Consider the following 26,227-nt stretch of genomic DNA (forward strand, 5'->3'; position numbering starts at 1 on the left):
AAAAAAGAAAAAACACCACCAGTAAAAAAAGAAGAATACGCTGTTATTCTTGATTATTTAAGTAGAGGATATGTTAAATCAGACATGTCCAAATTTGGTGGAAAAGCTATTTCTCAATCTATTGGTACAGAACAATTCACTTTACTAGAATTAGCTCCAAAAAATGGTGTGGATTTAGAAATTCAAGATACCGTATATATTGGAAAAGGAAAAAGAGATAAGATTTATAGAGTTCTAGGCAAGTTAGATTTTGAAAATCTGACTGCAACTAGTAGAATTGAATTAGAATATGCAATTAGAGATATCGTTGAGGCAAATGAAGACAAGTTTGTTGAATTTTTCAATACAACAGATTCAGTAAGCACCCGACTTCACAGCTTAGAGCTAATTCCAGGAATTGGTAAAAAATACATGTGGGACATTATAAAAGCAAGAGAAGAAAAACCGTTTGAAAGCTTTGAAGACATTACCCAAAGACTTCCGACATTGACAGATCCCGCAGGAATGATTGTTAACAGAGTTAAACAGGAATTGGATACCTCCACAATCAGAAGGGGTAAAAATAAATATTACTTATTCACTCAAGCACCAAAATCCCAAAAGAGAGCCAGAAGATAAAGTGATAAATTGAAGAGTGAAACTTCCCAATCCTTATCTAAAACAACTAAAAATATCTTAAATAAGCATGGGATTAAGTTAAATAAAAATTTGGGTCAGAACTATCTTATCGATAGAAACAAAAGAGACCAAATAGTTAACTTCGGAAATCTCACAAAAGACGACGTTGTTTTAGAGATAGGAACAGGAATTGGAACACTGACAATTGAACTTGCCAAAAAAGCTGGGAAAGTAATAGCTATTGAACAAGACACAAAAATAGCCAACATATTAAGTGAAAGGCTGAAAGAAGAAAAAATAGATAACGTAGAATTAATAAACGATGATGCATTGAATGTTGATTTTCCAAAATTCAACAAAATCATCTCCAATCTACCTTATCAAATCTCATCACCTATAACCTTTAAATTTTTAAACTATGATTTTGATTTGGCCATCTTAATGTATCAAAAAGAATTTGCAAGGCGAATGAACGGTCAAGTTGGAACAAAGGACTATTCAAGACTATCAGCAATGTTATATTTTAAATGTGACGTTGAAGCATTGACAGACGTCAGCTCAGAAAGCTTTATCCCAAAGCCTAAAATAGATTCAACAGTTGTCAGACTGACTCCAAAAGAAAATAATATTGACAGAGTTGAATTCAAGACATATTCAAATTTTACAAAAGCCCTGTTCCAGCATAGAAACAAAAAAATAAGAAACGCCTTAATTGATTCAAGACATGTTATCTGTAATTTAGATAAAAAAGAAGTTAAAAACAGACTGAATGCAATTGAATCAGATGAAATTAACGATTATCTTAAAAAAAGAGTCATAGAAATCAAACCTGAAGAAATCCTATTTTTATCAAAGGAATTAAATTTAATATTATGTGAGTAGATAATATGGCCGAATTTATTTTAAATACCGATGACAATGTTTACATTCCTGCTGAAGACAGCTATTTATTAGCTGAAAATTTAGAAATCACCCCAGGCCAGAGTGTTTTGGAAATCGGCACAGGCTCCGGAATTGTCGCAATGTATGCATCAAGGCTGAGTGATGACATTACTGTTACTGACATAAACTTTGATGCATGTGAGCTTGCACGAAAGAATTTTGAGGCGAACAACATTGAAAATATCGAAATTTTATTTGGAAACCTCTTCGAACCGGTGAAAAACAGAAAGTTTGATGTAATTTTATTTAATACTCCATATCTACCTACCGAAGAAGACGAAATTATTGACAGCAATTTAAATTATGCATTCGATGGTGGATTAAATGGTAGGAAAGTTATAGATATGTTTTTAAATGAAGTGCCAAATTATTTAAATGAGGGTGGAATTGTCCAGATGATTCAGTCTTCATTTTCAGACAACAATTTGACATTACAGAAATTTGATGAATTAGGTTTTATTGCTGAAATAGCCAAAAAGGAGCATTTCTTTTTTGAAGATATAACATTGATTAATGCATACAGAATTTAAAAGGTGAAAATATGGATAGCGGAAAAAGATCAATCATAATCGGAATTGTTTTCCTAATCGTTGCAGTGGTATTTCTTTCAATTACAACAAAATATTCCTATTTGGGAATACTGTTGATAATCGTTGCGCTGCTAATGATGGTTACAGGATTTGTAAGAAAAAATAATTAGAATAGGAGAATTAGAATTCTCCATCAAAAACAAGTTTTGCAGGGCCTTCCATAAAAGCGCCCAAAGCATCTTCTTTTTCATAGACCTGGAATTTCAAGTCTCCGCCAGGCAGGTGAAGCAAAATGTCTTCATCGAATAGGCCCAGTTTAAATCCGGAAATTGCTGTGGATGTTGCACCGGTTCCGCATGCAAGTGTTATGCCGGCACCTCTCTCCCAGGTAATCATTTTACCCTCATTTTTAGAGATTACCTCTACAAAGTGAACATTGATTTTTTCAGGGAACACTTCATGTGCTTCTATGGCCGGACCGTATTTGTTAATGTCTATCTCATCAACATCATCGACGAATATTATCGCGTGAGGATTTCCGACACTGATTGCGGTTAGATTGAAAGTTGTATCAATGACTTCCAGTTCACCATCCAGGAATTCATCTTCATCAGCAGTCATTGGAATTTCAGGAGTTTTGAATGTTGAAAGTCCCATGTCCACTTTAAATAAAACCGGTTCATCGTTTTCCAGTGTAATTTCAATGGTTTTTATTCCTGCTCTGGTTTCTACAGTCATTTTTTCCTGTTTTAAAATGCCTTTTCTGTAGACAAAATCACCAAAACATCTTATACCATTACCGCACATTTCAGCTTCGCTTCCGTCAGGATTGAACATTCTGTAACCTATATCGGCCACATCAGACGGTTCGACAAATAGTACTCCGTCACCGCCGACACCGAAGTTTCTGTGGCAAAGCATTCTGCATGCTTCCGGTTTATCGGCTTCAGGAATGACTTCACCTTCTGATTCGTCAATTATTGGAAAGTCATTTCCAATTCCATGCATTTTTGAAAATTTTAATCCTTTTAAGTCTACCATATTATCACTATTTTAGATGTGGTGGAATACTTTGTTTTGCATATAAATCTTCAAAGGTTTCCCTTTCACGTACAACATTGCATTTTCCGTTGGTTACCAAAATTTCTGATGCCAATGGTCTTGAGTTGTAGTTTGAAGACATTGTAAATCCATATGCACCGGCATTTAGAATAGCTAAAATATCGCCTTCCTCAACATCAGGCATTGGCCTGTCACGTGCAAAGAGGTCTCCGGATTCACATACGTTTCCTGCGATATCAACTTCCTGAGTATTTTCAGCATCCATTTTGCTTGCATCCACAATGTGGTGGTATGAACCGTACATTGCAGGTCTTAAAAGAGTGTGGAAACCGGCATCTACACCAATGAATTTCCTGTAGCTTTGTTTTACACTGTTGACAGTTACAAGAAGTGCACATGCGTCAGCTACTAAAAACCTTCCAGGTTCCAGATACATTGTAGGGTTGTCCATACCGTACTGTTCTATTTTTTCTTTAAAAAGCCCGACATTGACCTCTGCAAATTTGTCCAAATCGACGACATTTTCTTCAGGAGTGTAAGGAACACCTACGCCTCCACCAAAGTCAACGAATTCAAAGTCGATTCCGACATCCTCATGGACTTTACCGGCAATGTCCATAGTGGATTCGATAGCCAATTTGAATGGTTCAGGGTCCAAAATTCCTGAACCGATATGGGAGTGCATACCGATAGGGTCAAAACCTAACTCTTTTGCAAGTGCATAAACTTCTGAAGCTTCTGAATCCATAATACCGAATTTACTCATTACACCACCTGTGATACAGTGGTCGTGGTGTCCTGCACCGACCATAGGATTTACTCTGAATGAGATTTTCAATCCTTCAGGGTCAACGATTTTGGCCAGTCTTTTAAGTGCTGAAACTGAGTCGATGTTGAGTACAGCTCCCTGGTCATGCACCATTTTTAGCTCGTCATTTGTAATGTTGTTTCCGGTGAATAGTATTCTGTCACCTGAAAATCCGAGCATTTTTGCAATGTGGACTTCACCAGGTGAAACCGCATCAATACAGCAACCTTCACTTTCCAATATTTTCATGACCGCAAGGTTGGTATTAGCTTTACATGCATAAAATACTTTAAAATCAGGATAATATTTAGAAAAAGCAGAATAGAATCTGTTGTAGTTGTCTCTTATTCTTGCTTCATCGATTGCATAGGTCGGAGTTCCAAATTCTGCTGCAATATCTACTGCATCCGCTCCACCTATATCTAGGTGGTTTTTATCGTTTACTTTAATATTTAAATCCATAATAAAACTCCTAAAAAGTTACATTATGTTTATAGATATATGGTTTAATCTATTTATAATTAGTGAAGGAACTAAATTTTCCGATTAAAATTTAAATAATTAAGATAAAATTAATATCAGTGATGAACATGCATAAAACATACGGCCTTACTGTACGGGGAATTATTAAAAATGATGATGAAATTCTGATTGTCAAAAGACATCCCAAATCCAAAACCGATCCTGGAATGTGGGAACTTCCGGGAGGCAAGGTGGAAAAGGGAGAGCACTTTGCCGATGCCCTTGTCCGGGAAATCAAAGAAGAAACGGATTTGGATGTTAATGTCGGAGACTTTTGTGACGCAATCCAAAACGACTACCCCCACAAAAGAACAGTGCAGATTATGATGTATCTGACTGATGTGAGAGGGCAGGTAAAAATAAGCGACGAGCACACAGAGTACATGTGGGCTACAATAGAAAATATTGAAAAATTAGAGATTTCTACATCCTTTAAAAAATTAATGGAAAAAAGAAAATGGAAAATTTAGTCAATGAAAGTTTGATTATCCAAAACCAATTGACCATTTCCGCATTTTGGACAAACAGATGATTCGGCCAATATCTGAAGTTCACCGCCACATATCGGACAGTGGGCTACACTATCGTTGATGAATACTGTCAGGTCATTTGTATGATCTTCCAAGATTTCTTTTAATAAATCATCTGACAACCCTGCATTGTTTTCAAAGATTACAAACTTGTTGATTTGCCTTGAACAGTCCGGACAGTAGTATCCGTAATATTTTCCATGAAAGTCCAGTTGTTTATCTGAAAAATCAACATCTTCCGGATTTTCTATGAAAAATTCCCCATTGCTGTCTAGCGCAAAGGTCTTTTCCATTTTTAAAAGCAATTCATTTCCACATTCAAGACAGCTCTGATATCTATTGTCGAAATCTATAATTTTTGTATTGTCATCAAGCTGCTCGATGAGTTCTATTATTTCATCTTTGGCCATGTAGACGGATTTGTTGTTGATGTGGAAATTATAAATGTGCTTTTTGCAGTTGTAGCAGTAGTATTTATAAATTCCACCTGAAACCAAAGCTTGTGAAGCCTTGTTGGATGCTTCAACGGTCAAGATATCCACATGAATATTTTTATCGACATCAATCCAAAATATGTTGGAAGAATCTACCAGTCTGTATTCACATTTGTTGCAGGAATATTCTGTATGGACACCCATCAAACCACCTATAATACTTCATCCAAAGCCTTAACAAACGCATCGATTTCTTCTTTTGTAATTGTCAGTGGTGGCACGAATCTTAAGACATTTCCGGCAGTGCAGTTTATTAAAAATCCTGCTTCTCTGAGTTTGTCCACATATTCTGCACCAGGTTTAGTGAGTTCCAAACCAACCATCAATCCTGTACCTCTTACATCGGCAATAACTTCCTTATCCAATTTTTTAAGCTCGGATATGAAGTATTCACCGACTTCATTGACATTGTCGAGAATGTTTTCCTCATCAAATGCATCCAAAACAGCATTTGCAGCTGCACAAACCAATGGTCCTCCACCGAATGTGGTTCCATGGTCTCCAGGCACAAAAGCACCGGCCACCTTTTCGGTTGCAAGGATTCCGCCCATTGGGACTCCTCCACCAATTCCTTTAGCCATTGTCATTATGTCAGGCTTTACGTCAAACAGCTCATGAGCAAAGAGTGTTCCGCATCTTCCAAATCCGGTCTGGACTTCATCCACAATGAAAACTATGCCCTTTTCATGACAGAGCTCTTCAATCTGTTTGAGATAATCTTTATCAGGAATGTTGACTCCACCTTCACCCTGGACAGGTTCAACAATGATTGCTGCAGTGTTTTCAGTTACTGCATCCTTAATGGCTTCAATGTCATTGTATGGTACGTTGATGAAACCTTTTGGCATTACTGCCTTGAATGGCTCATGATATTCTTCATGGCCTGTTGCTGCAAGGGTCATTATTGTTCTTCCGTGGAAGGAATCAATGGTTGAGATGATTTCACTTTTTCCTGTGTACTTGACTGCAAGCTTTATAGCACCTTCGTTGGCCTCAGCACCGCTGTTTGCATAAAATATTCTGTCAAAACAGGTCATGTCAACAATTTTTTTTGCATAGATTAATGCTGGTTCGTTATAGTAAATGCTTGATATGTGAATCAGCTTTTCGGCCTGATCCTGTATTGCCTTTACAAGTTTTGGGTGATTATGGCCCAAAGCATTTACTGCAATGCCTGCAAACATGTCAATATATTCGTTGCCGTCAATATCATATACCTTAACACCTTCACCATGGTCCAATACCACAGGCTGTCTGTTAAAAGTGTTAATGAAATAATCGTCTTCAATTTTAATCAAATCTTGAGTATTCATAATATCCTCCATAAACTATTTAATCAATAATACTTATAGTATTAGTATTATATAAAAATAGGTGATAAAATGAAAGTCGCAATAATCGAAACTGATAAAGGGAATATAGAACTTGAACTGTTCCCGAATGAAGCACCTGGAACTGTAGCTAACTTTGAAAAACTAATTAAAGAAGGATTTTATGACGGATTAACTTTCCACAGAGTAATCCCTAACTTTGTAATTCAAGGTGGATGCCCTATCGGAAACGGTACCGGCGGACCTGGTTACACCATCAAATGTGAAACCGAAGGAAACCCTCACAAACACGGTACTGGTGCTCTATCCATGGCACACGCAGGTAAAGACACTGGTGGAAGTCAATTCTTTATTACACACTGTCCTCAGCCACACTTAGACGGTGTTCACACCGTATTCGGCCAAGTTATCAAAGGTCAGGATGTCGTTAATGCAATCCAGCAAGGAGACAAAATGAACAGACTGACCGTTGAAGAAAGATAATTACTATCTTTCTAAATCTTTTTTTAGTAATTTAATCTATTCAAGCAAATTAGAATCATCATTGAATCTTAAATATGATTTGTTAAATCCTAAAGTACTAGCATAATCAAATTTGCAATTTAAATCCGCTAATTTTTTAATATTTTGAGAATTCATAAATTTCTCATTATGAAACGGATTATATAACTCCCCATTGTCAATTAAAAGAATCACTGTTTTTTCACTTATCATTCTTAGGGTAACATCTATTTCAGATATTTTTGAGTCATGTTCAAAAATTTCCCTGGACAAATCACCAATCGCCTGCATAACTATTGATGGTTTTTCGAATATTGTTTCAATTTGTTTAGAGAACTCTTCGGAGAATCCATAATTTTCTCTGGTGTATGTCATGTTAATCAGATGTGAATCTTGAAGCAATAAAATTCTACTAATACCTTTCTCATGAGTTTTCTTGAAATATTCCGCAACAATCACATAGAACAATACAGGTATTACTTCTGATAACAGAATCGCAATCCAAATACCAACTCCACCAATCCAATGGGTCAGAAGCAAAGCACCAAAAATAGATATTAAAAACTCTTCCATTAATGTAATTGCCAATGCGATTTTATTTTCTTGAATAGCCTGAGTATAATTGGCTAACAGAACAGTTAAACATCTACCAATCAGACCGAATACAGTTATGCGTATTGCTAAACAAACAAGTTCAGCATGAACAGGATCAGAAACACTGAACATATAAACTACAATATCCGGAAAAACAAATAAAATAACAGATATCGGTACACAAATAATTAAAAGCTGTTTTATTGATTTTGATATGATATATTCTACAGCCTTATAGTCCATTTCTTTATGAAAAACTGTAACAATTGGAGACATCGTTTTCATAATTCCTGACAGAGCCATATAAACTAAAGTTTCGGAGTTGTCATAGACTAAAAACGCTATAAGTCCGGCAGCCCCATAATAAGTGGAACACAAATATGTCAAAATAGCAATTTGTGATGAAAAAAATATTTTTCCTGCGACTTCTGGAGTATTTAAAATCATTTCTTTAAGGGAACTGAATATTTGGCGAATTTTAAATTTAGTTAGTGAAATAAACTTATAAGATCTTTCTTTTCTAAAGAAGTAAGTTGAAATATAGAATACGGATATCGAGTATCAATAACAGACGCCCAGGCAGTAGATTCAATACCCATGCCAAATCCTTCTAAAAATATTATATCAAAAATAATATTTGCCACATTAGCTATCAAAACAGCGTAAAAAGGCAATCTCGGAAACCGTCAGCACGGACAAAATATGAAAGAGTCACTACAAAACAATTCAACGGATAGAAAAGGATTATAACAAACAAATATTTTTCAGTGATATCATAAATCTCCGCAGGAGTGTTGAACATGTGTAAAATACTATCTGAAAAGAAAGCTATTGCTAAAATATAAATTAAAGAAACAATAATTATTCCAATAATTGAAATCGTGAAATATGAATTCGATTTTTCCTCATCATTGTCTGATTTTGCCCTTAAAGCCAGTAAATTTCCTCCCTGACCAAATAAAATATAAAAAATACCAGTGAAAAACATCAAAGGAGTAATGAGATTAATTGAAGCCAGCATTTCGCCGCCGAGAAATTGCCCAATTAGAAATACATCTGCAACCGCACATACCTTTTCAGACATTACCATCAAAATTGTAGGTATGAGCAATTCATAATATTTCTCTTTTAAAAATGAATACTTTCTCTCCATTTTATCATATAATTATATCTTAAAAAAAAAATATTTATATTTAACCTGTTCAGAGTCAATTAAAATTTTTTGATTTGATTCCGACAAATGAAGCAAATACTGAAAATACACATAACACTCCACAGATTATGCAGGTTAATTCGCAACTTTGTATTAATAAAGGATAGTATTTCTCAACAATTGGAACGTTACCCATCACAAATGCAAATACCAATGTCAATATTCCCATACTCATTGTCTGTCCTACAGTCCGCATTGTTGCAACTGCAGCTGAAGCTACAGACGTATCTTTGGGCGGGACAGAACTCATTATGACATTTGTGTTCGGCGGTGAAAACAACCCGAACCCCAAACCGAAAATAATCATGGAGATTATTAAAAATTCAAGTGATGATGCCTCATTCAATAGGGAGAACATCAATATGGAAACAGTCCCTAAAGCCATCCCTATCGCTGCAAGAATCTGTGGAACAAACCTATCAGATAACCTGCCTGCTATTGGAGCCATAATCACCTGGCATACCGGTGCGGCAAGCAAAACAAATCCTGCAAATTGAGAATCATATCCCTTAATGTATTGCAGATGATAGTTCAGGATTGTTGTTACTGCAAATGTTGCCAGATATGCACATAATGATGCGAAATTGGCTGAGAGGAATTTGCGATTTTTAAAAAATCTGACATCAAATACGGGATAATCTTGTCTTAATTCTATAAATGCAAATAATGCCAATATCATTATTCCCAAAAGGGTCAGGACAATTCCTAACGGTTCATTCAATATTGTAAATCCATACATGAACAATACCATTCCAACAGAATAAACAATTGACCCCTTGAAGTCTATAGGAATATTTTCAAATGTAACCCATTCGTCCTTAATCATGGTGAAAAGTATAATCAGAGTAAGTATTAAAAATGGAAGCGGAGATAAGACAACCGCCCTCCAGCCGAACTGGAAATTCAATATTCCTGCAACTACAGGAGACAATGACAATCCTAAATATACTCCCATGATGTTTATACCCAGTGCTCTTCCACGTTCTTCCGGTTTGAAAGCGGATACCACCATTGCCATGGATGTAACATTAATAAAAGCCAATGAAATTCCCAATACCAGACGACAAAATAAAAACATTTCGGATGAAGTGACGAACACATTTACAATTGAAACGACCATAAATACAATAACACTGATTATCGTTATTCTTTTAAGACCGTATTTACCTGAAATCTGGCCGGCAGGAACAGAAAGAACAGCTACAACCAATAAAAATATTATTGTAACCCAATTTTGTACAATATTACTCATTCCAAATTCTGTTGCAATACTTGGAATTACTATAATCACTGCATTGAATGCAAAAACAGTAAAAAATGAGAGTAATGCACATATAAATAAAACAAGATTTTCAGATTTCATCAATTAATATATTTAATAATAATTATTTTTTAAGCTTTTCCATAAGGCCGGATTTGCGTGCGTAATGAAACATATACAACTGAACATATCCTGCATTCTTGCCGAACTCTTCCATTCCAAATTCACGTACTTTTGGAACGCTTATATCCTTTCCATCAAAATATAAGTGAGACACAATACGTTTTATCCACACATCAGACGGAAAAGCTTCCCTAAAGTTAAAACCGTACAGCAATATGCAGTCAGCTACCTTTGGCCCAACACCCGGAACTTTAAGTATTGTATCAAAAGCCTCATCATATGACATTTTAGGAATTTCCGAAATGTCTATTTCGTCTGTAAAAAGCTCGCTTGCCTTTCTCATGTATGGTGCCCTATATCCTACGCCACAACTTTTAAGATTGTTGCAACACTTTTCAATATCTTGAATATTTGACAAATTAAATTCTTCTTCGTCGTCCAAGTATATGTTTGCAAAGTCACTGCTTTGAGGAAACGTATGGTAATCTTCATAGCCATTCCCCCACATTTCCTTTATTTGTGAAATAGATTTTGTCCACCTTTTAATGGAATTGTTTGCAGAACAAATTGATGATACGACACATTCGAAAGGGTCCGGTGCCAAAAAAAGTCTTAAGCCACGGCAAAACTCTGACATGTCCTTAAGCTCATCATGATTATTTAAATATTTATAGAATCTATCCAAATTAAAGTCCAAATCTAAAATATAATTAAGTCTGGAAATAGCTTTCTTGTCTGAGCGGTTAAAATCCAGAAATTGTCCTCTTTGCTTGACCTTAAAAATAACTGGTTCCCCATCAATCAAAACAACATTGGAAAAGGTATCGCCAACCTGCTTCCAGGGAGGTTGTGAAGTCTGACCGGAATTAATTGTTAAATCCAAATCAATCGGTGATTCAATTATCATAATCTGACAGCCACATCATTGTCTTTTAAATACTGCTTAACAGTTCCAATTGAATATTGGTTAAAATGGAATATGCTTGCCGCAAGAGCTGCTGACACGTCGGTTTTTTCAAATACTTCCAAAATATGTTTTGGCTCGCCGACACCTCCACTGGCTATAACAGGAATGTCGACAGCATCATTGATTGTTTTATTTAATTCTATATCGTATCCGTTTTGGGTTCCGTCCCCATCCATACTGGTCAGCAATATTTCACCTGCTCCAAGATCCTGACATTTGATTGCCCATTGAATCGCATCGATTCCGGTGAATTCACGGCCACCATAGATGCTTGTGTCAAACCAGCAGTAGCCTTTATCTGTTTCAATGACTGTTTTATCAGGCGCATCATCCGGATGTGAAACATATCTCCTTTTAGCATCAATTCCTATGACAACAGCCTGCGAACCCACCACCTTAGAAGCTTCAGTCAAAAGCTCCGGATTTTTGATGGCAGCAGTATTTGTTGAACATTTGTCTGCTCCGGCCTTGAGCATTTTTATATAATCGTCAACTTTTCTTATTCCTCCTCCAACACAGATAGGCATGAAAACGTTTTCAGTAAGTCTGTCAATTACATCGGCCATTGTCGCACGCCTTTCATGGGAAGCTGTGATATCCAAAACGACAACTTCATCGGCTCCTTCCTCATAATAACGTGTAGCAAGGTCTACAGGATTACCTGCATATTTGATTTCCTTAAATTCAACACCTTTTACAACACGACCTTCAGGAACCTGCAAATCACAATCTAGACAAGGAATAATTCTTTTAGTCAACATAGTCTCAAAATAAATAAAAAAGAGTATTGTTTTTAAAAAACAATAATATTAAGCTGAGTATCTTAAAACAAAACAGAATATTGCTAAAACTACTGTAGCAACAAGTACATGCTCAGGTGAAAGTTTTGGACCTAAACTTTCTTCATCAAAGTACCTTACCAAACCTGCACCGGTTTGAGGCATTGAAATTTTATTATCTTTTTTTGCCATAATAATCTCCTATAAAAATTAATTCTATAAAAATAACTGAATATAATTATTTTTCTTATAGTATATAAACTTAAAGTTATTGCCAAAACCTAAATTTTTTCCTTCTTGATGACCATAATGTCACTTATTCTAGTGTCAGGATATTGGCCATTTTCATCCTTCTCAACAGCCTTTACCATATCCCACACGGTCAGAAGTGCAACACTAACACCGGTAATGGCTTCCATCTCCACACCGGTTTTGCCTAATGTGTTAACAGAACATATCGCAATGATTTCATCCTTTTTGACTTCAAAATCAAGTTCGATTCCTGTCAATGCCAAAGGATGGCAAAGAGGTATTATTGAAGAAGTGTTTTTTACAGCCTGAATTCCTGCAATTTGAGCAGTTGTTAATACATTTCCTTTTTTGATTTCCTCATTTTGAATCAAATCTATGGTATGTTCATCTAAAAAGATGCTTCCCTTTGCAATAGCTCTTCTTTTTTGATCCGGCTTTGTTCCAACTTCAACCATATGTACGCCACTGTCTGTTAAATGTGTAAATTCATCTGCCATATTATCTACTTCTCGCTTACTTCTATTACGTCCAACTGTTCACAAACTGCCTGAACTCCCAGAATTTCAGAAACATTTGGATTGCTTCTTCCTTCATCACCAGAAATCAGTTCCTTAATGTACAATCCTCCTTCAGTTTTGATTTGTATGCTGAATGTTGTATCATCAATAACCTCATAAGAGAGATCCAGCACATGCTTGATACGTATCATATCAGTACGTCTTCTCAAAACCCTTAATGGAGTTTGTTGGTGGATTTCATTTAGTTTGGTCAACTCGTCAAGTTTTTCCTTATCATATGCCCTGTCACATTTGACAATGGCATTGTAAACCTTATATGCATCGGGAGAGGATTGCTTGATTTCTGCCTTTCTTGGCCTCTCGCAAAGATGCAAATTGTGATATGAGGTCTTGCCCTCATTGATTTTATTGACATCCTCTTCTAATTTTGACAAATCAATATTTCTAAGTCTTGGTTCTTTTATCTCCAGGACAAATGGTCTTCCAGAACCCAGCATCAACACGTCAATATCCTCACGGCCGGCACCGTGGAACTTTGCTTCACGGCCCTTGGTCAATTTCAATACATGCTCGGAAATTAGTTCCTCTACGGATTCAGGGTATTGCTTTCCTGTGAAATTACACTCCTCACAGCCTCTTCCCTTACATTTGGAACATGGCCATTTGGTCTGTGGAATTCCACGCTGCAACTTGTTGTATTTACCCTCAATATAGAGAGGATTGATTTGAATTCTAACCTTCGGCTCGCTTCTTAAATCTATGTTAAAAACTATGTCCTGCCTTTCAAATTCTGCATCCTTGTCATAGCGCTCCCAAATACCAAGACCTATTAATCTGTTAACTTCCTTTTTAATGGTTTCGACGTTCAAGCTGAATTTTTCACTGAACTCCTCATCTCTTTTCTGGATGGTCTTGTCAATCTGACATCCCACAAGAAATGTCTCGAATTCTACTCCAAGCTGATTTATCTTATCATCTATCTTTTTGTATAAATCATCATCCAGCTTATCAAACAGATTGCCGCAGATTGCACATTCCGCATCATCCAGATTGATGTTCAGCGCATTTTCAACCTTTTCTGCCCTTTCAATGTTGTTGGCTCCATCGATTGTCTTTGACAGCTTGCGCCCCAAACAGTTCCTGCAGATTTTACCGTCACATTCGTCTATAATCTTTTTAGCTAGCCCATACATGTTATCTGTTCATAAATTGACCCATCATACGGTTCATAGCTCCACCGCCCAGGCGGCCGCCACGTTTTCCTATTCCTTTCATTGTTTTTTTGGTGTTGTTGTAGTATTTCAAAAGTTCCTTGACTTCACTTTCATCAACACCGGATCCACGGGCGATTCTTCTTACGCGTGACTGCTTGATGATTTTAGGGTTAAGCATTTCCTCTTCTGTCATTGAAGACATCATTACCTTGTAGGAATCTATCTTGTCTTCGGTCATTTTGGATGCTTCCTTTGAAATCTTGTTTCCCATACCAGGAATCATGTTAAGGACCTGCTGCATAGGACCCATGTTGTTCATCATTTCAAACTGGTTTTTCATATCCATAAGTGTGAACTTACCGGACATCATGTTTTTCATGGTTTTCTCTGCAACATCCTCATCGATATTTTCTTCAGCCTTTTCTATAAGACTTTGAATGTCTCCCATTCCAAGAAGTCTTGAAATGAATCTTGCAGGGTCAAAAAGCTCAAAGTCATCGATTCTCTCACCAGTACCGATGAATTTAATTGGAGCACCAGTCTCTGCAACAGCAGACATTGCTCCACCTCCTTTAGCTGAACCGTCCAGTTTTGTAATTATGATTGAACCAATATCGGTTGCCTGTGAGAATGCTTTTGCCTGTTCACCGGCCTGCTGACCTATGGTACCGTCAATTACAAGAATCGCTTCTGAAGGATTAATGATGTTATCCAACTCATCCATCTCTGCAATCAGGTCTGATTCTTCCTTGTGCCTTCCTGCAGTATCGAAAATGATTACCTTACGATTTTTGAATTCCTGCAAACCCTTTTGAGCCAAATCAAGTGCATCCTTGTTTTCAGGATCACCATACAGAGGAACATCCATCTCTTCTGTCAGCTGCCTCAGCTGCTCGTATGCGGCAGGTCTCCATGTGTCTGTACATACAACGGCAGGGTTGAAACCCTTCTTTTGAAGGAATCTGCATAATTTTCCGATTGTGGTTGTCTTACCACTACCCTGAAGACCCAAAAACAGAATCTTGTATGGTCTTTCGTTGATATCCAGGCTAACGGCTTCGCTGCCTAAAAGGTTAACCATCTCTTCATAGATAATCGTTATAACGTGTTCTCTTGGAGTAATACCCTTAGGAGGTTCCTCATCAAGAGCCCTTTCCTCAATTTTTTTTGATAAATCCAATACTAATTTAATATTAACGTCTGATTGAATTAAAGCACGTTGAATATCCTTTACAACCTCTTTAATTGTTTTTTTATCGATAACAGACATTCCCACTAATTTTTTCATGGTATTAGTAAGATTTTCTCCTAAATTTCCGAGCATTGCCATAGTATCACTTTAAATTTCATTAGCAAAATTATATTATTATATTATAATATATTTATATTTAATAAAGTTTTAAAATTTTTTGTGTGAGACCATGTTAGAAGAAGTAAAGAAATCATTAGAAGCATCCCCAATTGTTAAGAAAGGTGATTACAACTACTTTGTAAATCCAATCAGTGACGGCGTACCTACAATGGATCCTAAAATGTTAAGAGAATTGTCTTTGGTAGTTCACAAGCATGCTGATTTGGACGTTGATAAAATCGTTGCGGTTGAAGCTATGGGAATACATCTGGCCACTGCACTTTCACTTGCTACAGATATTCCTTTTGTGGTAATCCGTAAAAGGCAATACGGCCTTGAAGGCGAAACAGAAGTATATCAAAAAACCGGATACGGTTCATCCAACCTTTATGTAAACGACCTGCATGAAGGCGAAAAAATACTTCTCATAGATGACGTTGTAAGTACCGGAGGAACATTCATAGCATTAATCAGGACCCTTAAGGATATGGGCCTTGAAATCAAATCTGCAGTTGCAGTCATCGAAAAAGGCGAAGGAAAAGAAATTATTGAAAAGGAAACAGGTCAGAAAATAATATCTATCGTGAAACTGGATGTTATAGATGGAAAGGTTGTAATAGAAAAGACAATTGAAGATTAAAATGTCAATGTATGATATGGATCTGGACAAGGTAATCCGAAAGATCAACTCAAAGGATGCGCAGACCGTCGGTCTTCAGTTTCCGGAAGGCCTTAAAATGCAGGCTGTAAAAATTGCCCGCATAATTGAAGATGAAACTGATGCAACAGTAATTATTTCAGGAGACCCATGCTTTGGAGCATGTGATGTAAGCGACTGGAAAATGAAAGATTCGGTAGATTTAATTGTGCATTACGCTCACACACCTCTTCCACTAAAATATGAAGTGCCTACACTCTTTATTGAAGCATATTCAAATATTGATGTCAAAAAAAACCTTGAAAAATGTTTAGCAGAGCTCAAAGGTTATTCAAGAATAGGTCTTGCAACAACCACACAGCATCTGCACCTTTTGGCTGAAATCAAGGATTATCTTGAAGACAACGGCAAGGAAGTGATTCTGGGCTCTTCACCATCAACACGGAAAGGACAGGTTTTGGGATGCAACTTTTCATCAATCAAGGACCTGAATGTTGAAATAATACTCTTTGTCGGAAGCGGAAACTTCCACCCATTGGGAATCAAGCTCTTTTCAAATACTCCCGTTTTGGCAATGGATCCCTACAACAATGAAATCAGAAAGATGGACGAATATGCTGACAGAATTTTGAGAATACGTTTTGCAAGAATCACAAAGGCCAGAACTGCTGAAAAATGGGGAATTATCGTTTCCTCAAAAGAGGGGCAGTATCGGATGAAACTTGCAAAGGAAATCAAAAAAACCATTGAAGAAAAAGGAATGGAAGCCTATATCATTCTGGCAGACAATATAAATCCGGATATTCTCCTTCCATATCTTGAACTTGATGCATTTGTAGTAAGTGCTTGTCCTAGAATCGCAATAGATGACTCACAAATGTATAAAAAACCTTTACTGACACCACAAGAATTGGAAATCGTTTTGAATAAACGGGAATGGGAAAACTATCAGCTTGATGAAATTCTGTTCCATGAACGTTACCGTTAACCCACTGTCACCACTTAATTTTTTAATTAAAACTAACTTTTTTTAAATTCAAAACTCATTACAAATAGTTTTAAATAATAATATAAATAAAATTAGTATATTAAAGAAATTTTTATAAAATCTTTATTTTGGTGATTTTAATATGAGTAGTAAAGAGGACAAAATAGTAATGCCGGGAGATAAAATAGGAATTATCGAACAGTATCTTCCAGGAAACGGTACTTATGATGACAATGGTGACATAAAATCATCTGTACTAGGTAATGTTAAAATTAATCAAAAAATGAAGGTTATTTCTGTTGAGGGCAGTGCAGAACCAGCTCTTTTAAAAGTCGGAGATATGATATATGGACAGATAACTGATATTAAACCTCAAAGGGCTAATGTAAAAATCGAATGCATTAAAGACAATGCAAGGCCATTGGCTCTACCATACATGGGTGCAATACACATATCTCAAGCCAAAAAAGACTATCTTGAAAAATTATCAGACGCTTTTAGAATAGGGGACATCATCCAGGCAAAAGTTGTTAAGATTACTGGAGATAACGTTGATTTAGGTACTGTAGATGACGAATGTGGAGTCTTGAAAGCAATGTGTACCCGCTGTAGGGATTTCATGCACACTACCAAAAAACAGAATGAACTTCAGTGCAATACTTGTAACAAGAAAGAGAAACGTAAAGTTTCCAGAAACTATGTTAATGATTAATTAGGTTGATAAAATGATGGAAAATATTGAAATTATTGATGATAAAACTTTAGAATTGACAATTCGCATAAATGATGAAAGTCATGGAGTTTGCAATGCATTAAGACACATTCTAATGCAGGATCCTGATGTGGAATATGCTGTTTACAACATTGACCACCCTCTTACCGGAAAACCAGAAATGACCATCAAAACCAAAAGAGGAAAAAGGCCTAGAATTGTTTTGGAAAAAGCAGCCAAAGAACTCCAAAAAGAAAGCGGAGAATTTAAAAAACTTGTTGAAGAAGCTTTATAGCTTCAATTATTTTTTTAATGTGATTTAATGACAAATTACAAAATCCCTTCTGTTACGGCAGACATTTTTATATTTGATGATGACTTTAACTTTATTTTAATCAAAAGGAAAAATGACCCTTATAAAAATCATTGGGCGCTGCCTGGAGGGTTTGTGGAATACGGCGAAACCGTGGAAACAGCAGCAGTACGAGAAGCTAAAGAAGAAACAAGCATTGATGTTGAACTAAAAGATCTTGTCAATGTTTATTCAAAACCAGACAGAGATCCAAGAGGACACACAATAACAGTAGCATTCACAGCCAAGGGAGACTTTGCTGATAAAAAAGCCGACAGCGATGCAAAAGACATTGGCATTTTTTCATCAGAAAAACTGGATGAAATTGAACTTGCATTTGACCATAGAAAGATAATTGAAGATTGTCTGAAAAAAGCCAAAAAATAGCTTAAAATGACATATATTTAAATAACTTGAAAAAAAAATTTACATATATATAAATATTAATTTATAGAGGAGAGTTAAATGGAATTTTGTCCAAAATGCGGTGCAATGTTACTTCCAAAAGATGGTGTATTGGAATGCAGTTGCGGTTATAAAGAGAATCTTTCTGCAGACAACAGCGATTACACCATAGAAAAGGATAACATCAAAGCAGAAGAAAATGTGAAAATACTTGGAGAAGATATTGACTTAGGTCCAGGTGTTACCGAGATTTGTCCTAAATGCGGACATGATAAAGCTACTTATGAATTAAAACAAACCCGTAGTGCTGATGAAGCACCTACACGTTTCTTTACATGCAAAAAATGTAAACATAAATGGAGAGAATACGACTAGAGGGTCATCTCATGAAAGATTCTAAAGAAAAAGAGCATAGGATTTCTAATCTCAAAGAAATGATTAACAACATGTCTGAAACAGACGAAAATTACCCTTCTGATGAAATTGAGGAAGATGCTGAGTTAATCAATTATCTCAATGAAGACCATGATAATGAAGATTATGAAATCGACGATGAATTTATCTATCACCCAGGTGAAGATGATGGAAATGCTATTAATTTAGAAGATGCAAAAATTGATAAAGATTTCATAATAAATACCCCAAAAGAAACAAAAGAAGAATCAGATGAAAACGAAGAATTCTTTGATGATTTTACAGAAGGGATGAGTGAGAGTTTTGATCATTTTGTAAACGCAAAAGTTGGCAGAACTCCAATCCTTGCCGTTATAAGCGCATTTCTAGGATTGCTATTCATCGCCATTTCTGCATTTGTATTCTCATCACGCAGTGACAGAGTAATAGACAACGTTGTTTCAGGCGAATCAAACTTTATTTCAGTGATATTCCTTGCATTCGGACTATTACTATTGATTTATGGTGCTTTCAAGATATTTGGATTCAATAATCCCTTTGCAGGACTTACCAATAGAATAGATTCTGTTGAAACAGATGATGTTGAATCAGCTGAAAAAACAGAACCTACCGAAAAAGTTATCCCAAAAAGCAATATACCTTTAGATAAAGAATCCTACAAGATAGGTGAATTCAATATAAAAGACATAAAAAATAAACTTAAAAAACCATCCCAACCTAAAAAACCAGCACCTCCAACCCAAGAAGAACTTGACCAAATTCCTCCTGCTCGCGAAAAACCTAAAGAAAAGAAAGGTTTGACCGCTGATGAAATTGAAGAAATGGAATATAATCAAGCAATTCTTGACAATGAATCTATCGATGACATTTTCGCCGAAGTTGAAGACATTGACGAAATACCAATTATCCCTGTCGATAGCGAAGATAAAAAATAATATTTATATTTAATTTCGGGCCTGTGGTCTAGTCTGGAATGACGCAGGACTTCGGATCCTGAGATCGGGGGTTCAAATCCCTCCAGGTCCGCTATTTTTTTACACGAACAACAGCTTCCTTAAAGAAATCAGGAATCAGTGAACGGTACATCGGACTTTTAAACAGCATGTTGATGTCACTGTCAATGATATATGTATAACATGAATCATCTTCAGCTCTCATTCCACGGCCGTATGCCTGCATAAGGGTCATGACTGTCTTATATGCATACCATTTCTTATCCCTTTTCATTCGCATGTTTACCTGCTTATCTCCAAGATATGGGAAAGGTATCTTATAGATAATCTGGAATCTGCACTTATCATAAGGCAAATCGACACCTTCACTCATGGATGGTGAAACCAAAACCAACGGATTTTCATCCTTTTCAAAGAAGTTAAGGATTTGTTCCCTGTTTTTTGATGTATGGGAAACCAGTCTTGAGTTGTAGAGATTATTCAGTATATACTGCTGGCATTTATAACTGTGGGTGTGGATAAGTCCCTTGTCTCCTTCATGCTTTTTAAGAATTTCCTCTAGAATAGGAATTGTCTTCGGAGCGGTATTTTTAATCCTGTTGGCTGACATTTTACCTGCCAAATCAAGAATAATTGGCCTTTTTTCCTTTGTAAATGGGCTGTCAACTTTAATATGGTAGACTTCATTCGGATTCAATCCCAGCCATTTTGAAAACATCTTATGGGAAAGGATAGTTGCGCTCATAAATATGACGACATCCCCATATTTTAACAGATTGTTTTTGGCATAGTGATGAACTCTTAACGGCTTGAATACCACACCTGATTCATCTGCATCGATAACCCAATTTTTAGGTTCCTTTTCAAGATTTGTGCTTAGGCTTTTAAGTCTGGATATTGTAGATCTGATTCTGTCGGCTTTATTTTTGGCGACATCCTTCAGGTCAATTTCATCATAGCTGTCCCTTATCACATCGATTTCCATTTTCCAGTCTTCAAGCTCTCCGTCTTTTAGGGTTTCATTGGAAATCCTTTTGTTTATGTCTTTTTCAAGGGTTCTGTTGTATAATGTAACTTCCATTGTGGCCATCAGCTTGTTTTCTATGTTATGGGCCTCATCCAAAATCAAAAGGGAACGTGGCGCAAAATGCTTTACATAATTAAGCTCCATAATTGCATAATCATAATTCATGAGCGTAATGGGTGAGTTGATGGCGTTTGCTTTCTGATTCCAGTAGTGGCAATGATTTGCTGACTGATAGAAAACCATTCCTCCATATGAATCTTCAAATGCCAGTTCTGAATCAAGTGAAGGGTTTTTTGCAACTCCAAAAGGACAGTAAAAGTTGCTTGATGTCGGTGTTGTTTTACATTTTCCCATGTCACATGTGGTTTCGAGACTATCATTCAAACATGCGAAATTTCCTCTTCCCTTAACCAGAGGGAAATCGAATTCATTGGAATACTGCGCCTGAAGCTGCTTGGTCATAGTAAGTATATATGCAGATTCATACATTTTGGCAAGGGTTGTCGCTATTGCAGACTTTCCTGTACCTGTTCCGGCCTCAAGAATGATATACTTGTATCCCTGCCGGATTGCATCATTGATTGTCTGTATAATCTCTAGCTGACCGACCCGAGGCTCGCTAAAAGGAAAGTTTTCAATTATTTCCTCATCAATACTCGGATTGATTTCCTTGAGATACGCTACAGTTCCCTCATCAAGCTTATGGTCGTCAACTGAATAGACTTCAGGAATTTCATCATCCAAAATGGAAGTTTTCCTGGTCTTTTTAAAACTAAACAGTGTGGTTGGACCGCTTGACTTCTCATTACTTGAATTTTCACAAGTACAATTACTTTTTAACATTCCGCAATTTGGACAAAAAATAGAATCTGACATTAAAGATATATTAGTTAGTATACTATAAATAAATTATAGAAAGAGCATTTGAGAAGTAATATTCAAAATGTTATATTTAATTGAAAAGTGATTATATGGCAGAAAAAGGAAAATTGATTGGAATTGGTGTTGGACCTGGAGATACAGAATTACTTACATTAAAAGCAGCAAGAATATTAAAAACCGTACCGGTAGTATTTTCACCAAAATCCTCAAAAGAAAAAGAAAGCATTGCATTATCAATCGTGAAGCCTGTCCTTGAAGAAAGGGAAGATTATAAAAGAATGATGCTTGTTGAACCAATTTTTCCAATGATTGAAGATAAGGAAGAACTTGAAAAGGTCTGGACTACCGCTTCCGAAATGATAGCGATGTATCTGGACAGCGGAAGGGATGTTGCATTCATTACTCTTGGAGACACTTCCGTATTCAGCACATACTCTTACGTTCAAAAGAAATTGGCAGGAAGATATGAAATCGAAACCGTACCGGGAATTACCTCATTTACCGCCTGTGCAGCAGCAAGAAACAGGGCTCTTGTTGAGCAGAATCAGGTCCTGACAATTGTTCCAAAAATAGATGACAGACTCGAAGAGATTCTTGAGTACAGCGATTCAATAGTATTGATGAAAGCTTCAAGAAACACATCAGAGCTTGAATCAATAATTGAGCAAAAAGAAGGTGTTGATGAAATTTATTCCGTACAGAACTGTACACGTGAAAATGAAAAGATAATTGAAGGATTTTCCAATGAAAAACCTTACCTTACAACAACAATAATTAAATTTTAGATGGCTAGTTGCTTTTGATAGCCATCGGTTCAATTTCAAATACGCATTTTTCGTCTCCCATTGTATAGCATTGGGTTTCAATGACACTTACGGGGAGATTGAAAAATTCGGTAAAAAGACCTTCAAGAATTCCGGTGTCCAAAAAGCATGCCGGTTTTCCTGTTTTTGGAAGAAGTTCACATTCGAAACAGTCTGTTGTTGTAATCTTAATGATTTGACCGACCTTATAAGTCATGTTTCCCAAACCTTTTCTTTGCCAGAAATCGGAAAGATTTTTTAGGAAAACATACAAATCCTCATCATACAATGAATTGAATATTGATTTGCCTATGCTGTTTCCTGTGGATTGCATAATAGGGTCTATGTTAATCCCTTCCTGGATAAGCATTGCCTTGAGTGTGTGGAAAAGTAATGTTGAAAACTCCGCATCCTCATCGACTATATTTTTTATCAGATAATCCGCACTTGTCTCTTCTATCTCTTTTGGTTCGCTTACATCAACTGATCCTATATATTTGGAGTTCAGATAGAATATTTTTTTCCTGTTGTCGACGGGATGGACTTTATAGGATATTATACCTTTTTCTCTGAGGCTTTTAAGATGTACTGATACTGTAGATTTTGATTTACCAGTATTGCTGACAATTTCATCAAATTCCATGTCCCGGTCTCTTAGCATTTCAAGAATTGTTAGCTTGACTGGACTTTTAATGACATTTACCCCAATGTTATCATCGGAATTTGAAAAGATTTGTATAGGTTTTTGTTCACTCATTTTTCTAATATCTCCCTTTTTATATAATAATAAATTATAATTATGAGTTAATAAATATTTCTAAAAAGCAAATAAGTTAAATTGTTTAGAATAAATATATAAAAAATGAACAAACTGTAAATTTTAAAATAAAAAAAATACGAACTGTTCGTTTAAATACGGCAAAATAGTTCGTATAATTAAGTATGTTCCGAACGAAACTTGTTTGAAGAAACATCAAAACATGAATTATATCCCGAATAATCCTTTTGCATTTTTTGCGGTTTTGCTGATAACCTCATCTTCAGACATGCCCAATTCTTCAGCTATTTTTCCTATAACATACTTTATGTTAAGAGGAGTGTTTTTTTCACCTCTTTTTTCTTCAGGAGTCATATACGGTGAATCGGTTTCAACAACCACATGGTCAATTCCAATGCGTTTTAGAGTTTTTCTCACCTTCTTGTTGTTGGTATTGGTAACAGCCCCTCCAATTCCAATATAAAAACCCAATTTGATGAACCTATCTGCCATTTCAGCAGAACCCGAATAGGAATGCAGAGATCCGAGAACGTCATGGCTTTTAAGTATGTCAAAGGTGTCCTGCATCGACTTTCGGCTATGGACAATTACAGGCAGGTCATGCTTTTCAGCAAGGCCAATCATTTTCTCAAACAGTTCTATTTGCTCATCCCTGTTGTCCTTTCCATGGTAATAATCCAGACCAATTTCACCTACCGCAACCGCATTGCCGTTTCCAAGCTGGTCGTCCAAAAGAGATATGTCATCATCTGTAACTTCATCTGCAAAGGTATGGAAATATCCCAAAGCGGCATGGACATTTTCATATTTTGCCGACAATTCCATAACTTTCCTGTTGCTAAAAGGGTCAGTACCGTTCAATATCAGCTGAATGTCATTTTCAGCGGCTTTCGCAATAATCTCTTCTGCATTTCTGATTTCACTATCATAAACGTGACAATGGGTATCTATTATCATGAAAATCCTCATTTGAAAGATTATTTATAATTATACTTGTATAACTATTACATGACAGATTAAATTAAATTTTTTGGTGAAATGATATGGAAGGAAAGTTTTCAAGAACAGAAATGTTGATTGGAAATGATGGAATGAAAAAGCTTAAAAATGCAAAGGTTGCCGTTTTCGGCCTTGGAGGCGTAGGATCATACGTATGTGAAGGGCTTGCAAGAGGAGGCATTGGAAACTTCATCCTTGTTGATTTTGACAAGGTGGATGAAACTAACATCAACAGACAGCTAATTGCAACAACAAAAACCGTCGGCAGATACAAGGTCGATTTGATGAAGGAAAGAATTTTGGAAATAAATCCAGATGCAAACGTTGAAATCCACAATGAGTTTTACATGGCCGATTCCGAAACCAACATAATTACCGAGGACCTGTCATATGCCGTTGACTGCGTTGACACCATTATGGCAAAGATTGCAATCATATGCAAATGCGATGAAATTAATGTTCCGTGCATTTCATCAATGGGAACCGGAAACAAGCTGGATGCCACAATGTTTGAAGTGGCCGACATCTATGAAACTTCCGTATGCCCTCTAGCCAGAATAATGAAAAAGGACCTTAAAAAGAGAAATATAGAAAAGTTAAAGGTAGTGTATTCCAAGGAACATGCGATAAACACCAATGCCCACCCGATAAATCAGGACAGGAAATTCAAAGTTAAGGGCAGCGTTTCATTTGTACCCTCCGTTGCAGGACTGATAATTGCAGGTGAAGTGATAAAGGATCTTGCAGGTGCTTAACTAAATTTAAAAACCTTGAAAATATGTTTAAACCACATATTCTAAAAAAATCACGGTAAATATTCTGTTTCACTCCAATTCAATGATTTATCATCAACAATATTTGAGTACAGTAATCCTAAAGAATAATTACCTATGCTTTCCAAGATTGGAATGAATATGCCTATGTAAACTATAAATCCGACATAAGGAATAGCTATTATCCATCCGGAAACCACTGAAGCAACAATCACCAATACTCCCATGAACACCAGCCATTTAACTATATTGAAAATTCCGATTTTTCTAATATCACCTATCACCATATTGACTTTTAAAGCCTCAGACAGACTGTTGAGATAAGCCAGCCTGGCCTTTGCAAAAAACAGCAAAATTTCAAACAGAAGATATATGACTAAAAGTATAACTAAGCTTAAACCTATATTCCACAGGAAAGTATGGATTTCCATATTGGAAAGTGAATTAATACCTGAAACCCCCAATGTGGACCAGACAATGAAAAATACCAAAGTGGGAACAATCATGTATGCCATTCTCAATACCAGCACCCTCAAAGAGTCATATATTCTATTTCCAAAACTTAAGGAAGGAAACAGTGCAGATTCATTTAAGCCTATTTTAACAAATGAAAATAAATATCCAGGTGCAAGCAGAATGAAAAGGAAAAATGAAATTACCCCTAAAGCCAAAAGATATTTATTATCGTATATGACCCCAATCGGAATGACTGAAATCAAAATAAAAAGAATGAAAAGGACGAGTAAATTCTTAATATTCCTAAAAGGATAACTGAATGATTTTGATATGATTTTTCCTAAATCCATTAATGATTCTCCTAAATTAATTTAATCTTCATCTCATGATTAATTCATGTTTAATGTTTTGAAATGA

The 26,227-nt window shown here is 36.1% G+C and carries 32 protein-coding genes and 1 tRNA gene; 16 read left to right on the forward strand and 17 right to left on the reverse strand.

Annotation, left to right across the window (positions count from 1 at the left end; genetic code table 11):
• The 4 genes from ACKI2P_RS08645 to ACKI2P_RS08660 form a co-directional block, all read left to right on the forward strand.
• Nucleotides 1–618 (forward strand): DUF655 domain-containing protein (locus tag ACKI2P_RS08645; RefSeq protein WP_407376867.1); only part of this gene is annotated, 618 nt, incomplete at its 5' end.
• Between the two features lie 9 nt (nucleotides 619–627).
• Nucleotides 628–1,500, forward strand: coding sequence for a 16S rRNA (adenine(1518)-N(6)/adenine(1519)-N(6))-dimethyltransferase RsmA (gene rsmA / locus ACKI2P_RS08650; RefSeq protein WP_407376869.1), 873 nt, complete (start codon nucleotides 628–630; stop codon nucleotides 1,498–1,500).
• A 5-nt stretch (nucleotides 1,501–1,505) separates the two neighbouring features.
• Nucleotides 1,506–2,090, forward strand: coding sequence for a HemK2/MTQ2 family protein methyltransferase (locus tag ACKI2P_RS08655; RefSeq protein ID WP_407376871.1), 585 nt, complete (start codon nucleotides 1,506–1,508; stop codon nucleotides 2,088–2,090).
• Between the two features lie 11 nt (nucleotides 2,091–2,101).
• Nucleotides 2,102–2,260, forward strand: a complete 159-nt coding sequence (locus ACKI2P_RS08660; RefSeq protein WP_407376872.1) for a hypothetical protein — start codon at nucleotides 2,102–2,104, stop codon at nucleotides 2,258–2,260.
• A 10-nt stretch (nucleotides 2,261–2,270) separates the two neighbouring features.
• Here ACKI2P_RS08660 and dapF read toward each other — a convergent pair whose 3' ends face one another.
• On the reverse strand, nucleotides 2,271–3,131 hold the full coding sequence (gene dapF / locus ACKI2P_RS08665; RefSeq protein WP_407376874.1) for a diaminopimelate epimerase: 861 nt from the start codon (nucleotides 3,129–3,131) through the stop codon (nucleotides 2,271–2,273).
• A gap of 7 nt (nucleotides 3,132–3,138) precedes the next feature.
• Nucleotides 3,139–4,422 carry a diaminopimelate decarboxylase gene (lysA, locus tag ACKI2P_RS08670; RefSeq protein WP_407376875.1) on the reverse strand — a complete coding sequence of 428 codons (1,284 nt, stop codon included), beginning with the start codon at nucleotides 4,420–4,422 and terminating at the stop codon, nucleotides 3,139–3,141.
• A gap of 122 nt (nucleotides 4,423–4,544) precedes the next feature.
• On the opposite strand from lysA, the gene ACKI2P_RS08675 reads away from it, so the two are divergent.
• Nucleotides 4,545–4,952, forward strand: coding sequence for an NUDIX hydrolase (locus ACKI2P_RS08675; RefSeq protein WP_407376877.1), 408 nt, complete (start codon nucleotides 4,545–4,547; stop codon nucleotides 4,950–4,952).
• Here the strand turns inward: ACKI2P_RS08675 and ACKI2P_RS08680 are convergent.
• Nucleotides 4,949–5,650, reverse strand: coding sequence for a hypothetical protein (locus ACKI2P_RS08680; protein ID WP_407376879.1), 702 nt, complete (start codon nucleotides 5,648–5,650; stop codon nucleotides 4,949–4,951). The genes ACKI2P_RS08675 and ACKI2P_RS08680 overlap by 4 nt on opposite strands.
• 8 nt (nucleotides 5,651–5,658) lie before the next feature.
• Nucleotides 5,659–6,819 carry an aspartate aminotransferase family protein gene (locus tag ACKI2P_RS08685; RefSeq protein ID WP_407376881.1) on the reverse strand — a complete coding sequence of 387 codons (1,161 nt, stop codon included), beginning with the start codon at nucleotides 6,817–6,819 and terminating at the stop codon, nucleotides 5,659–5,661.
• A gap of 69 nt (nucleotides 6,820–6,888) precedes the next feature.
• On the opposite strand from ACKI2P_RS08685, the gene ACKI2P_RS08690 reads away from it, so the two are divergent.
• Nucleotides 6,889–7,320: a peptidylprolyl isomerase gene (locus tag ACKI2P_RS08690; protein WP_407376882.1), complete on the forward strand. Its 432-nt coding sequence runs from the start codon at nucleotides 6,889–6,891 to the stop codon at nucleotides 7,318–7,320.
• A gap of 36 nt (nucleotides 7,321–7,356) precedes the next feature.
• Here ACKI2P_RS08690 and ACKI2P_RS08695 read toward each other — a convergent pair whose 3' ends face one another.
• From ACKI2P_RS08695 to ACKI2P_RS08735, 9 genes are all read right to left on the reverse strand, one after another.
• Nucleotides 7,357–8,379, reverse strand: coding sequence for an MATE family efflux transporter (locus tag ACKI2P_RS08695; protein ID WP_407376884.1), 1,023 nt, complete (start codon nucleotides 8,377–8,379; stop codon nucleotides 7,357–7,359).
• A gap of 205 nt (nucleotides 8,380–8,584) precedes the next feature.
• Nucleotides 8,585–9,085, reverse strand: a complete 501-nt coding sequence (locus tag ACKI2P_RS08700) for an MATE family efflux transporter (RefSeq protein ID WP_407376886.1) — start codon at nucleotides 9,083–9,085, stop codon at nucleotides 8,585–8,587.
• Between the two features lie 55 nt (nucleotides 9,086–9,140).
• Nucleotides 9,141–10,508 (reverse strand): MFS transporter, encoded by a 1,368-nt coding sequence (locus ACKI2P_RS08705; RefSeq protein WP_407376888.1) that lies wholly within the window; start codon nucleotides 10,506–10,508, stop codon nucleotides 9,141–9,143.
• A 22-nt stretch (nucleotides 10,509–10,530) separates the two neighbouring features.
• Complete coding sequence (locus ACKI2P_RS08710; protein ID WP_407376890.1) at nucleotides 10,531–11,436, reverse strand: DNA glycosylase; 906 nt, start codon at nucleotides 11,434–11,436, stop codon at nucleotides 10,531–10,533.
• Nucleotides 11,433–12,257: an imidazole glycerol phosphate synthase subunit HisF gene (hisF, locus tag ACKI2P_RS08715; protein WP_407376892.1), complete on the reverse strand. Its 825-nt coding sequence runs from the start codon at nucleotides 12,255–12,257 to the stop codon at nucleotides 11,433–11,435. The genes ACKI2P_RS08710 and hisF overlap by 4 nt, the downstream gene beginning before the upstream one ends.
• Nucleotides 12,258–12,305: 48 nt before the next feature.
• Nucleotides 12,306–12,467, reverse strand: a complete 162-nt coding sequence (locus tag ACKI2P_RS08720) for a preprotein translocase subunit Sec61beta (protein WP_407376894.1) — start codon at nucleotides 12,465–12,467, stop codon at nucleotides 12,306–12,308.
• An 89-nt stretch (nucleotides 12,468–12,556) separates the two neighbouring features.
• A complete protein-coding gene (gene moaC / locus ACKI2P_RS08725; RefSeq protein ID WP_407376896.1) occupies nucleotides 12,557–13,024 on the reverse strand; it encodes a cyclic pyranopterin monophosphate synthase MoaC in 468 nt (155 codons plus the stop codon).
• A gap of 5 nt (nucleotides 13,025–13,029) precedes the next feature.
• Complete coding sequence (locus ACKI2P_RS08730) at nucleotides 13,030–14,238, reverse strand: tRNA pseudouridine(54/55) synthase Pus10 (protein WP_407376898.1); 1,209 nt, start codon at nucleotides 14,236–14,238, stop codon at nucleotides 13,030–13,032.
• Nucleotide 14,239: 1 nt separating this feature from the next.
• Nucleotides 14,240–15,589, reverse strand: a complete 1,350-nt coding sequence (locus ACKI2P_RS08735) for a signal recognition particle protein Srp54 (RefSeq protein WP_407376900.1) — start codon at nucleotides 15,587–15,589, stop codon at nucleotides 14,240–14,242.
• A 91-nt stretch (nucleotides 15,590–15,680) separates the two neighbouring features.
• Between ACKI2P_RS08735 and hpt the strand changes: the two genes are divergently transcribed.
• From hpt to ACKI2P_RS08775, 8 genes are all read left to right on the forward strand, one after another.
• Complete coding sequence (hpt, locus tag ACKI2P_RS08740) at nucleotides 15,681–16,250, forward strand: hypoxanthine/guanine phosphoribosyltransferase (RefSeq protein ID WP_407376902.1); 570 nt, start codon at nucleotides 15,681–15,683, stop codon at nucleotides 16,248–16,250.
• 1 nt (nucleotide 16,251) lies between these two features.
• Nucleotides 16,252–17,256 (forward strand): diphthamide biosynthesis enzyme Dph2, encoded by a 1,005-nt coding sequence (dph2, locus tag ACKI2P_RS08745; protein WP_407376904.1) that lies wholly within the window; start codon nucleotides 16,252–16,254, stop codon nucleotides 17,254–17,256.
• Nucleotides 17,257–17,398: 142 nt separating this feature from the next.
• Complete coding sequence (locus ACKI2P_RS08750; protein WP_407376906.1) at nucleotides 17,399–17,968, forward strand: exosome complex RNA-binding protein Csl4; 570 nt, start codon at nucleotides 17,399–17,401, stop codon at nucleotides 17,966–17,968.
• Between the two features lie 13 nt (nucleotides 17,969–17,981).
• Nucleotides 17,982–18,263 carry a DNA-directed RNA polymerase subunit L gene (locus ACKI2P_RS08755; RefSeq protein ID WP_407376908.1) on the forward strand — a complete coding sequence of 94 codons (282 nt, stop codon included), beginning with the start codon at nucleotides 17,982–17,984 and terminating at the stop codon, nucleotides 18,261–18,263.
• Nucleotides 18,264–18,290: 27 nt separating this feature from the next.
• Nucleotides 18,291–18,707, forward strand: a complete 417-nt coding sequence (locus tag ACKI2P_RS08760; RefSeq protein ID WP_407376910.1) for an NUDIX domain-containing protein — start codon at nucleotides 18,291–18,293, stop codon at nucleotides 18,705–18,707.
• Nucleotides 18,708–18,785: 78 nt separating this feature from the next.
• The gene (locus tag ACKI2P_RS08765) at nucleotides 18,786–19,100 is read left to right on the forward strand and encodes a transcription factor S (RefSeq protein WP_407376911.1); all 315 of its coding nucleotides are present in this window, start codon (nucleotides 18,786–18,788) and stop codon (nucleotides 19,098–19,100) included.
• Between the two features lie 11 nt (nucleotides 19,101–19,111).
• Nucleotides 19,112–20,074 (forward strand): topoisomerase IV, encoded by a 963-nt coding sequence (locus ACKI2P_RS08770; RefSeq protein WP_407376913.1) that lies wholly within the window; start codon nucleotides 19,112–19,114, stop codon nucleotides 20,072–20,074.
• 17 nt (nucleotides 20,075–20,091) lie between these two features.
• Nucleotides 20,092–20,165, forward strand: a tRNA-Arg gene (locus tag ACKI2P_RS08775).
• Here ACKI2P_RS08775 and ACKI2P_RS08780 read toward each other — a convergent pair.
• Nucleotides 20,166–21,995, reverse strand: a complete 1,830-nt coding sequence (locus ACKI2P_RS08780) for a helicase C-terminal domain-containing protein (protein ID WP_407376915.1) — start codon at nucleotides 21,993–21,995, stop codon at nucleotides 20,166–20,168. It abuts the tRNA gene before it with no gap.
• A 95-nt stretch (nucleotides 21,996–22,090) separates the two neighbouring features.
• On the opposite strand from ACKI2P_RS08780, the gene cobI reads away from it, so the two are divergent.
• Nucleotides 22,091–22,786, forward strand: a complete 696-nt coding sequence (gene cobI, locus ACKI2P_RS08785) for a precorrin-2 C(20)-methyltransferase (protein ID WP_407376917.1) — start codon at nucleotides 22,091–22,093, stop codon at nucleotides 22,784–22,786.
• A 4-nt stretch (nucleotides 22,787–22,790) separates the two neighbouring features.
• On the opposite strand, the gene ACKI2P_RS08790 is transcribed toward cobI, so the two are convergent.
• The gene (locus ACKI2P_RS08790; RefSeq protein WP_407376919.1) at nucleotides 22,791–23,561 is read right to left on the reverse strand and encodes a V4R domain-containing protein; all 771 of its coding nucleotides are present in this window, start codon (nucleotides 23,559–23,561) and stop codon (nucleotides 22,791–22,793) included.
• Nucleotides 23,562–23,789: 228 nt separating this feature from the next.
• On the reverse strand, nucleotides 23,790–24,539 hold the full coding sequence (locus ACKI2P_RS08795; RefSeq protein WP_407376920.1) for a TatD family hydrolase: 750 nt from the start codon (nucleotides 24,537–24,539) through the stop codon (nucleotides 23,790–23,792).
• Between the two features lie 86 nt (nucleotides 24,540–24,625).
• Here ACKI2P_RS08795 and ACKI2P_RS08800 point away from each other — a divergent pair, with 86 nt between their 5' ends.
• Complete coding sequence (locus ACKI2P_RS08800) at nucleotides 24,626–25,336, forward strand: ThiF family adenylyltransferase (RefSeq protein WP_407376922.1); 711 nt, start codon at nucleotides 24,626–24,628, stop codon at nucleotides 25,334–25,336.
• A 50-nt stretch (nucleotides 25,337–25,386) separates the two neighbouring features.
• Here ACKI2P_RS08800 and ACKI2P_RS08805 read toward each other — a convergent pair whose 3' ends face one another.
• Nucleotides 25,387–26,160 (reverse strand): DUF4013 domain-containing protein, encoded by a 774-nt coding sequence (locus ACKI2P_RS08805; RefSeq protein WP_407376924.1) that lies wholly within the window; start codon nucleotides 26,158–26,160, stop codon nucleotides 25,387–25,389.
• Nucleotides 26,161–26,227 lie beyond the last annotated feature (67 nt).

Source organism: Methanobrevibacter sp., from assembly GCF_045541095.1.
Taxonomy (GTDB): Archaea; Methanobacteriota; Methanobacteria; order Methanobacteriales; family Methanobacteriaceae; genus Methanocatella.